The 10,117-nt window shown below is 27.5% G+C and carries 11 protein-coding genes and 1 tRNA gene; 2 read left to right on the forward strand and 10 right to left on the reverse strand.

The window, feature by feature from the left end; all coding sequences use genetic code 11:
• Positions 1–21: 21 nt before the first annotated feature.
• Positions 22–372 carry a winged helix-turn-helix transcriptional regulator gene (locus tag T514_RS0121105; RefSeq protein ID WP_027626534.1) on the forward strand — a complete coding sequence of 117 codons (351 nt, stop codon included), beginning with the start codon at positions 22–24 and terminating at the stop codon, positions 370–372.
• Between the two features lie 98 nt (positions 373–470).
• Here the strand turns inward: T514_RS0121105 and T514_RS0121110 are convergent, their stop codons facing one another.
• The 10 genes from T514_RS0121110 to spoIVA form a co-directional block, all read right to left on the reverse strand.
• Positions 471–827, reverse strand: a complete 357-nt coding sequence (locus tag T514_RS0121110; RefSeq protein WP_027626535.1) for a Spo0E family sporulation regulatory protein-aspartic acid phosphatase — start codon at positions 825–827, stop codon at positions 471–473.
• A 33-nt stretch (positions 828–860) separates the two neighbouring features.
• Positions 861–1,541, reverse strand: coding sequence for a GGDEF domain-containing protein (locus T514_RS0121115; protein WP_027626536.1), 681 nt, complete (start codon positions 1,539–1,541; stop codon positions 861–863).
• Positions 1,542–2,073: 532 nt separating this feature from the next.
• On the reverse strand, positions 2,074–2,688 hold the full coding sequence (locus tag T514_RS0121120) for a superoxide dismutase (RefSeq protein WP_027626537.1): 615 nt from the start codon (positions 2,686–2,688) through the stop codon (positions 2,074–2,076).
• Between the two features lie 19 nt (positions 2,689–2,707).
• Positions 2,708–3,295, reverse strand: coding sequence for a rubrerythrin (gene rbr, locus T514_RS0121125; protein ID WP_027626538.1), 588 nt, complete (start codon positions 3,293–3,295; stop codon positions 2,708–2,710).
• 181 nt (positions 3,296–3,476) lie between these two features.
• Positions 3,477–3,800 (reverse strand): DUF4359 domain-containing protein, encoded by a 324-nt coding sequence (locus tag T514_RS0121130; protein ID WP_027626539.1) that lies wholly within the window; start codon positions 3,798–3,800, stop codon positions 3,477–3,479.
• Between the two features lie 194 nt (positions 3,801–3,994).
• Positions 3,995–4,327, reverse strand: coding sequence for a hypothetical protein (locus T514_RS0121135; RefSeq protein ID WP_027626540.1), 333 nt, complete (start codon positions 4,325–4,327; stop codon positions 3,995–3,997).
• A gap of 255 nt (positions 4,328–4,582) precedes the next feature.
• On the reverse strand, positions 4,583–6,022 hold the full coding sequence (locus T514_RS0121140; RefSeq protein WP_051542237.1) for a ComEC/Rec2 family competence protein: 1,440 nt from the start codon (positions 6,020–6,022) through the stop codon (positions 4,583–4,585).
• A gap of 235 nt (positions 6,023–6,257) precedes the next feature.
• Positions 6,258–7,427 (reverse strand): cohesin domain-containing protein, encoded by a 1,170-nt coding sequence (locus T514_RS25935; protein ID WP_051542238.1) that lies wholly within the window; start codon positions 7,425–7,427, stop codon positions 6,258–6,260.
• Positions 7,428–7,847: 420 nt separating this feature from the next.
• A tRNA-Pro gene (locus T514_RS0121150) sits at positions 7,848–7,923 on the reverse strand.
• Positions 7,924–8,028: 105 nt separating this feature from the next.
• Positions 8,029–9,507: a stage IV sporulation protein A gene (gene spoIVA / locus T514_RS0121155; protein WP_027626542.1), complete on the reverse strand. Its 1,479-nt coding sequence runs from the start codon at positions 9,505–9,507 to the stop codon at positions 8,029–8,031.
• Between the two features lie 480 nt (positions 9,508–9,987).
• Between spoIVA and T514_RS25255 the strand changes: the two genes are divergently transcribed.
• Positions 9,988–10,117 (forward strand): transposase (locus T514_RS25255; protein ID WP_034869879.1); only part of this gene is annotated, 130 nt, incomplete at its 3' end.

Below are 10,117 nucleotides of genomic sequence, written 5' to 3' on the forward strand. Positions count from 1 at the left end.
ACTGTAGAAAGGATGATAACTATGAGCTCCAGTTGCAATAATTTGGAATTTAAAAATAAAAATTATACATGTACTTTTGAAATTACTATAGATTTAATCGGTGGGAAGTGGAAACCTCTTATTATTTGGCACCTAGGCACAAAAGGAACGCTGCGATTTAATGAATTAAAAAAACTAATTCCTCAAATAACTCAAAAAATGCTAACTCAACAGTTACGAGAACTAGAATCAGATAATTTAGTTATTAGAAAAGTTTATCCTCAAGTTCCTCCTAAAGTTGAATATTCATTAACTGATGTAGGTGAAAGTTTAATGCCTATACTTAGTATGATGTGCAAATGGGGAGATAACTATTATAAACTGAATCTTTAGATTATATAAAAAGGCTGTATACTACTTTAGTATACAGCCGCTAATACTTTATTTATGGATATATAAGTTAATATAAAACCTGATTCATCTTTTTAACATTAAGCATTCCTTACTTTTAACATATACTCTACAATGAGCTTATCTAAATATTGACTTATTTCTAATGCTTTTCCACAGTTTACTTTTTTCTCTGATGTTAAACATACTTCATTTAAAATTTCTCTTAACTCATTAATTCTGCAATTTAATATATATAGTTTATCCTTATTTTTATTAAAATTATACTCATTTATTTCACTATCTTCATATTGTTCATTATATAAACTAAATTTATTATTAATATCTTCTAAAATCTTTTCCACATCCATATTTTCATTTTTAACACAATATATTTTAACACTTAGGGATATTTTAATATTTATATCATTATATTTAAGTATAAATTCATTTGCCAAATTATTTATTTTCTCTGTAAAATTTATGGCGTGTTACTTATCTGTATTATTCAAAACAATAAAAAACGAATCTTCATTATACCTTCCAATCCAATGTGAATTGCTTATAATTAGATTTCTAACAAGTTTAACAAAATCTCTTATTATCTTATTTTCTACTTCTTCACCATACTTATATTCTATGGCCTTTAAGTAATCTATAGATATCTTAATTACAGATAGTTCATATCCATGGGTATTACAATTATTTATATCAACTGGTAATCTTTCATCTATATATTGTCTATTATAAACTTCCGAAACCTCGTCTATTATGAATTTGTCATTTACTTTATTTATCATAGTATATATGTCTAAATCACAATTGTTTTTGCTACTGAATATTCTTCCATTCTTTGATACATCTTTTAACATTTCTAATATATATATTTCTCCATCTATCAATACTGGAGTTGCAGTTATTAAAAAAATTTTACTCCCTATATATTCTATTTTTATAAATGTGTCTTTTTTATTGTATGCTCTCATAGAAATACAATTACTACAAGCTAACTCTCTTTCCCAAAAATCATAACATGTCCCACTAATTTTTTTAACTCTATTTACTTTAATAATAATTGAACTCTTATTAACCGGATCCACAATTCTAATAAAATCATACATTTCCTCTATTAATCCTAATTTACCTCTTATTTTCTCGAATATTTTCTTCATTTTATTCCTCCTCTCACTTAATAATTATTCAATATTTATTTATATTGTTATGATTTGTTATCATAATAGCACCTTTTAGAACATAATTATACATTTTATTTCACAAATATTTCTACATTTTTTTCATTTTTATAATGAGTAAAAGTTATATTTATCCTAATTAACGTGTAAATTTTAAAGTCTATTATTAAGTAAAAAAATAAAATTTAAAATAATATGAAGGAATGGAAATAAAACAATGAACTTTTAGTAAGCCAACTACTTAGAAATAGAGATATTATAAAATTCATAAAAGACATGAAAAATAGAGACTCAATTAGAAAACATGATTAATATGCTGATGTGATAAAAACTTTACAACAAATAAAAAACACATATAAAAATATTACTTCCATACGAAATACTTTAGATTATGGAAGTTATTTAATTTCTTAAGATTACATGATTGTTACTTTGATAGTATTAGTATAAAAACCCCATCTTCACAGTTTATATTTATATTTTTTCCTGCGAAAATGAGGTTCTTCATTTGCTATTTTACATAGCCTTCATATATACTTTCAATCTTTGACCAATCAATAACATTCCATATATTTTTAACATACTCAGCTCTTAAATTTTTATATTTCAAATAATAAGCATGTTCCCAAACATCTATAGTTAATAATGGCTCTTTATTTATACTCAATGGTGAATTTTGATTTGTAGTTGTTATTATTTCTAATTCTCCATTTTCATCTATAACCAGCCATCCCCAGCCTGAACCGAAATGAGCTATTGATACGTTGTTTATCTTGTCTTTCATCCCCTCAAAGCTGCCAAATTTATTATTTATAGCTTCTAAAAGCTTTCCTTCTGGTGCTTTTTTAGGATTAGGTGATAAAATAGAAAAATAGAAATTATGATTTGCTACTCCTCCACCTTGATTTATAACACCCTGTCTTATACTTTCAGGAATACTATTAATATCTGATAATATATCCTCTAAAGTCTTATTTTTAGCAATTTCATCATGTCCTTCTAATAAAGCACTTAAATTATTAACATACGTCTGTAAATGCTTCCCATAATGAGTTTCTACAGTTGCTGCATCTATATATGGTTCTAACTCATTATATTGGTATCCTAATTGTATTTTGTCAAATATCATAATATCACTCTCCACTTTAATAATTTTCTATAAATATTTCAAAATATCCCTGTGGATGCGCACATGCTGGACAAGCTTTTGGAGCCTCAGTTCCTTCATATATGTATCCACAATTATTACATTTCCACATTACTGTATTTTCCTTTTTAAATACTGTTCCATTTTCTATGTTTTCTAATAATTTTTTATATCTTCTTTCATGAAATTTTTCAACTTCTAATATTTTATTATAAACTGTGGCTATTTCAGTAAATCCTTCTTCTTCTGCAACTTTTGCAAATTCAGGATAAAGTTCAGTCCATTCTTCATTTTCTCCATTTGCTGCAGCTTTTAAATTATTAGCTGTTTCTTCATGAAATGAAACTGGATAAGACGCTTGTATTTCTATCCCTTCATCTACAAAATCACTTTTTAAAAATTTATAAAATCTTTTAGCATGCTCCTTTTCTTGTTCTGCTGTTTCCATAAAAATATTAGAAATTTGAACATATCCCTCTTTTTTAGCAATACTAGAATAATAGGTATATCTTGTTCTTGCTTGACATTCTCCTGCAAATGATTTCATTAAATTTTCAGCTGTTCTTGTTCCTTTTAAACTTTTCATGTTATCCCCCCTACAAATTTCTATAAATTAAAGTAATATTTTATACTAAATAAATGTTTATCTGTAATATCTCCTCTTTTAAATAGTCTGTATATTCTTATTATATCAAATATTATCTATTTTACAATAATTTTTCTTAATTAACTTTTGTTTTAAATACTTTATTATTGACTTTGCAATACTATAATTTGTACACACTATTATTTTTAATATCTTGTTTTTCATTACCTATTAATATAAATTTATTAAACATTCCTATTGCCTTATATTTAATAGCTTCACCTATATCAGTTTCAAATATAGTAAAAAATATATAATCATGACTAGTTGTGCTTAAATTCATAACAGGACTAATGAAAAATGAATATACCCCTCTTTCTACTATATTGTTTTTTTGCTGTATACTTGTTTCTTTTACATAAGCAATATATTTTTCTTTACTTGGATTAGTAATTGCAGCTACAAATAATATTAATATAATTCCAATTATTAACCTATTTTTCATATTACCACCTCAACCATAAGCTTTACCATGTAAATTGCATTTTATTCAGACTACCTATTCTTTTTGGTATAAATAAAAAAGTCCTAGAATGTATTTTCCTAGTGATACTATCATCTTAGTGATATTGTTTAAACAAATAAAATTTATATGTATAAAAAGTAAAATCCCTAAGCCTAAGCTCAGGGTAAAATAATTTATTTCATATCATTATTTATATCTGTTGTTTCTATTTTCTCTGGCTCATCTATTATTACTTTCTTAATACTAAAATCATATCCACCAGTTGCAGTAAATGTAACCAACATAGCATTTATAAGCATTAAATATACCTTAGCTATGGTAAATGTCTCATTTAATATATTACAAATTAATATATTAAAAAAAGCTACTAAAAAAGTGTAATATCTAGTTGGTATTTTTTTAACTCCTGGAAGCTCCTTAGTAAACTGTACTATTAACATAGTAACTACTACAGTTCCCATATAAGTGCACATATAATCTAATGTAATAAAATCATTGAATTCCATATCTTCAACTCCCTATACACTAATTTTTTGCTTCCAATTTTTCTTTACCGTCATTTCAATAACAATAAATAAATCCTTTTTCTATATCCTCCTATTAAAATAATCTATGCTTAATTACATAAAAAAAGAAGCTTACTAAAGCTTCCAATTATTAATCCCATAATTTTTAATTTATCCGATGCCTATCCACTCTAATACTCCTATCTTCTCTAAAATGGGAGTAAAAACTGCTTTTGAATCCAAGAACCCTGTTTGTCAAGGTCTGCACTTACTGCAAGGGCTATATCCCTGACTTATGGCATCACTTTTTTTCATTGGTATTTGACTTTTCCTTAAATATTGGCATCCACCACTATGATATTTAGACCCTGTTCTTGTTACATATACTGTTTGTTCATTATTCTGTGATTGTACTGGTGCTGGCGCAACTTTGGGAGCTGGTTTACTAACTACATTATTATTAGAACTACTCTTAGTACTATTAGAAGGTTTAGCCACTGGTTCTTGTGGTTTATCAACTTTAAGTTTATTATCCCCTGCTGAATATGTACCTGGATTACAATTAAAGTTTATATATTTTCCATCACTAGTTGCTATAACTGTCCCATTTTCATCCGTTCTGTATACTTTAACGCCTTTATTTTTAAGTCTATTCATAGTAGAATTTCCTGGATGTCCATAGCTGTTTTCTTTTCCAACACTTATAACAGCATATTTAGGACTTACTTTTTCTAAAAAATTAGCACATGTAGATGAATTACTTCCATGATGACCTACTTTTAATAAATCTGCTTTTAAATCAAGTCCCTTTTTAACCATTTCCATTTCAGAAATAGCTTCAGCATCTCCAGTAAATAAGAAAGAATTATTACCAAAATTTATTCTAAGTACTATTGACCAATCATTTAAATTTTTATAATTTGAATTGTTTGGTGCTAATATAGTACAAGTTGCATTACCAAGTTTAAAACTGTCTCCTGGAATAGGCGCTGTTGCTTGCATACCCTTGTTTTTTATAGCACTGGCTAAATCTCTAAAAGTAGCTGTATTTGCTGTTGTTTTTGGTAGATAGATTTTTCCAACTTTAAAGCAATTAATTATATAATCCATTCCACCAATATGATCCTCATGTGGATGAGTTCCTATAATATAATCCAAGGAAGTTATTCCTTGATTATCTAGATAACTTTTAATTTTATTAGAATCTGCATTATTGCCTGTATCTATAAGCATAGAATGATTATTTTGTTCTATTAAAATACTATCAGCTTGTCCTACATTAATGAAGTGAACTTTAAGCTCCCCTAGTTCATTACTATTAACTGCAGTAACATTTTTTTCTACTTTTTTCTCCTTATCCTTTTCATTCTTAACGCTGTTCTTATCTTCTTTCGACTTATTTTCTTCAATATTATCACTTTTACTAGTTGCTATTTGTTTCGTTTTATTACTACTTACTCCAAACTCTGTAAGTATACCGCCAATTCCACTCAAAGTTAAACCTATCAGCAATACACTTATTATATTCTTTACATTTTTGCTGTAACTTTTAAACTTTACACCTTTCTTAAATAAATATACTAAATATACTATTGGTGCTATTGCAAGAAATAGTGCCCCTAATTTAGGTGCTAATTGAATTGAAAATAATAAAAATATAAAAGATGCAATAAATCCTTTTGTGGTATTACTCATTTTCCTATTCAACTCCTTCTATGTAATTTATTAAGTTAATTATATATTTTTTGGTATAGATTGTAAACTCTTGCCAACAATTAATGTAGTAATGATATTTTTGTAAATTTTTCACATTAAGAATACGTATGTGCACAAGAATAGCTTTATTTGTATATTTTAAATAATAAAAAAGCACCTGGAATTTCTCCAAATGCTTTACTATCACTAGTTACTTTTTTATTTAATTATACTGTTAAAATTTATAGTTTGGATTTTCTAACATAAGCTTACCTATCTCTAATAAATCTGCATCATCTATAGCCTTGTTTGGAACTATATCAGTATTATATTTAGCTAGTTCAGCAGATTTAGGATCTTTACCCATATGTCTAGCATCTATAGCTAAATCTAAAAGTGTAAATTCTCCACTATTATTTACGTCCTTTATTGCATTTTCATCTATAAATATAGTAGCCTGTCCACATTGTTCATCTGTTAAATCCTTTTCCATTTCAATACCGTCTGAAACTCTACCTTTAGTTACATCTACTAAAGCTTCACCCTTAGTTATACCTTTAAATTTTAGTTTTAACAATGCCTTTTTAGCATTAACAATATTCTTTTCACCTTTACTTGCAACTATAAATCTTAATTCCCCTGGCTGTGAATCTGGTTGTTTTACTAATTTTATTCCTTCAACTTCATCAACATCCAAGAATTGCAATCTAGTATTATCATATTTTATTCTTACATCTTCTGCTGCTATATCTTTTATGTTATCTATTGTTAAACTTGCTGTTACTATTTCATTTAAATGTATTTTATTTTTTTCTGGTTCTATGTTTAATACAGTATATTGTGTTTCTGGTACTTCATTGTATGGTTTTATTTCACCATTATCATCTACATCTATTGCACAAATTCTAAGTTGTTTATAATCGTCACAATATACTTCCACAAAATGTTCAGCAGGATATAAATTAATGTTCTCATATACTAACATATTATTCAAATATACACCTAAATTTTCATTTATATTTCCAATAATATTTCCATCTATTTTTATGTGTCCTCTTGATGTAGTTCTATCATCACTATATGAACTCCCCAATATACGAATTTTGTTTCCTTTGAAATTAAAACATACCTTACTATTAGGACTAATTCCATATTTAAAATATCCGTCTTGAAGCATCCAATCTCCAATATACGAGATATTGTTATTATCATAACTATATCTTTTCCATCCTTTTTCAGGATGATCCAACTTATCTCCAACCTTCGCACTATTTTCAATAGTATTATTCAAATTATTAGTACCTATCTCAAAATCATTAGCTGCCAAAACACTAGTGAATTCACCTAATATAATAGCAAAAGTCATAACAAATACAATACTTAATTTTTTATAAAATCTATTCATATATACATTCCTCCATCTAGCTAACTTTTAACAATTTATGAACATGTTCACTAATTATTTTAAATTCTTCATTTCCAATTTTCAACCAAAATCGTTAGACAAATAACATTATATATTACACAATAAGTAATTTTTTATAATTATAACTATTAAACAACAACGTATATAACTAATATAAAAAAAAAGTTTCTCTCTTTAGCTGTTATTCCTTCTATACAATAACTCAACTTCATTAGAATTTCTTATATAACATAAATATATGCTCATGTATTTCCTAAAATAAAAAGAGAAGCTGTTGGCAAATTAAATATTTTATATACTTTATCAATGAAATAATTCTTATATCCTCATTAGATTAAGAATTGTAATAATGCAAAAAAGCAAAAAGCCTGCAGTCCTCTAAGACTACAGGCTTTTCTATGGTCTGGGTAACTGGACTTGAACCAGCGACCTCATGCACCCCATACATGCGCGCTACCATCTGCGCCATACCCAGTTAACTCAAAAATATTATATAATAATTTTCCATAAAATGAATATATTACAATATTGGCTTTATGCAGTAGTTTTAACAAATACTGCATAAAGCTTAATACACCTTTTAGAGAATAATGCAAATAAGTCCACCGTTTCCCTCATTTATTATTTTCTGAAGGGTTTTTTGGATCTTAATTTGTACATCATCAGGCATTCTGTATAACTTATTTTGAAGGCCTTCCTTTACTAATATTTCAAGTGATTTACCAAACATATTACTCTGCCATATCTTAGATGGATCATTTTCAAACTGTTCCAATATTGAATTTACTAATTCTTCACTTTCCTTTTCTGTTCCCATTATAGGTGAAACTTCTGTTTCTATATCTGCTCTTATAAAGTGAAGTGATGGTGCACTGGCCTTTAATTTTACGCCACGTCTATTACCTTGTTTAACAATTTCCGGCTCCTCTAATCTCATTTCAGATAGTTCCGGAGGAACTAAACCGTATCCTGTCTCTTTAACATCTCTTAATGCCTGTGCTACTTTATCATATTCTACTTTTGCTTTATGCATTTCTTCCATTATAGCCATAAGTTCATTTTCGTCCTTTATTTCCCTACTACATATTTCTCCTAAAATCTTATAGAACAAACCTGATTTAGGTAACAAATTTACTCTAGCAGTTCCTTCGCCCATATTTATTTCATTTAATGTAGAGTTACCTAGGAACTCAAATTCTTTAAATCCATCTAAAGTCTTGTTAATATCTCTTACTTTATATATGTTTTTGCACATTTCTCTTACTAAATTCATGAAATTTATTTTTAACCAATGTTCTCTAGATAATCTTTCTATCCATCCAGGCATATCTATGTTAATTTCTTTAACTGGGAATTCTTTAAGTACTCTATTGAAAACATTTGTTATATCTTCTTCTTTCATATTAAGTACATCTATAGCCTGTACTGGAACGTCATATTTTTCTTCTAATTCTTGCCTTAACTCAATAGTTTTTGGATCATAGGCATTTCTAGAATTTAAAACCATAATAAAAGGCTTATTTATAGCCTTAAGCTCATTTACTACCCTCTCTTCTGCCTCTACATAATCTGATCTAGGAATGTCTGTAATACTACCATCTGTAGTTACAAGTAATCCTATAGTAGAATGTTCATTAATAACCTTTTTAGTTCCTATTTCTGCTGCTTGTTCAAAAGGAATTTCATAGTCATACCATGGAGTTGTAACCATTTTAGCCTTTTCTCCCTCCATGTATCCTGAAGATCCTTTTACTATATAGCCTACGCAATCTACCATCCTAACTTTAAATTTTGCACCTTCTTTTAGCACAATTTCTACAGCTTCATTTGGAACAAATTTAGGTTCTGTGGTATGAATTGCTTTTCCTGATGAACTTTGTGGTAATTCATCCTGAGCCCTCTTTTTCTTATAATCGTTATCGATATTGGGAATTACCATAAGTTCCATAAACTTTTTAATAAAAGTTGACTTACCTGTTCTAACTGGTCCTACAACACCTACATAAATATCTCCTTGGGTTCTTTCTGCTATATCCTTGTATATATCAAAATTTTCCAAGATAATAAACCCTCCCATAATTCTAATATTAACACTATATATATATTTTTAAGTACTTTGAAATATTACTAATAAAGCAAGTTGTGTGACAAGTTTTTTAGAGTGAATAGTAAATAGTGACTAGAGATGAATAAAGGATAATTTTTCTGCATTAACATTACGAAAAATTTTAAATTAAAGTTTTTCTGTAGCGTAGCGATATAAAAACATCCTTTACTCTTCATTCTTAATTCTTCACTCTTCACTACTAAATATCTATACTCTATAATCTATGCTTTATAATCCAAAAAAAGTGCTCTAAAAAAAGTCAGCATGAATTATTAATATAATTCACACTGACTTTTTTATTGTCTATAAATAAAACCACCTGCTATGCAGGCGTGTTCAGAAAAGCTTAAGCGTTGAAAAAAAATACCTCACCTTGATAGAATAGATATGGTTTCGTCAGCCAATCTAAAATCAAAGGAGGTATTGCCCAAAATGGACAATAATAGTTTAGCACATACCAAGTGGAGATGTAAATATCACATAGTATTTGCACCCAAATATAGAAGAAAAGAAATATATGGAGAAAAGAAAAAAGAAATAGGAAAAATACTGAGAACATTAT

It is taken from the genome of Clostridium lundense DSM 17049 (assembly GCF_000619945.1).
Taxonomy (GTDB): Bacteria; Bacillota; Clostridia; order Clostridiales; family Clostridiaceae; genus Clostridium_AO; species Clostridium_AO lundense.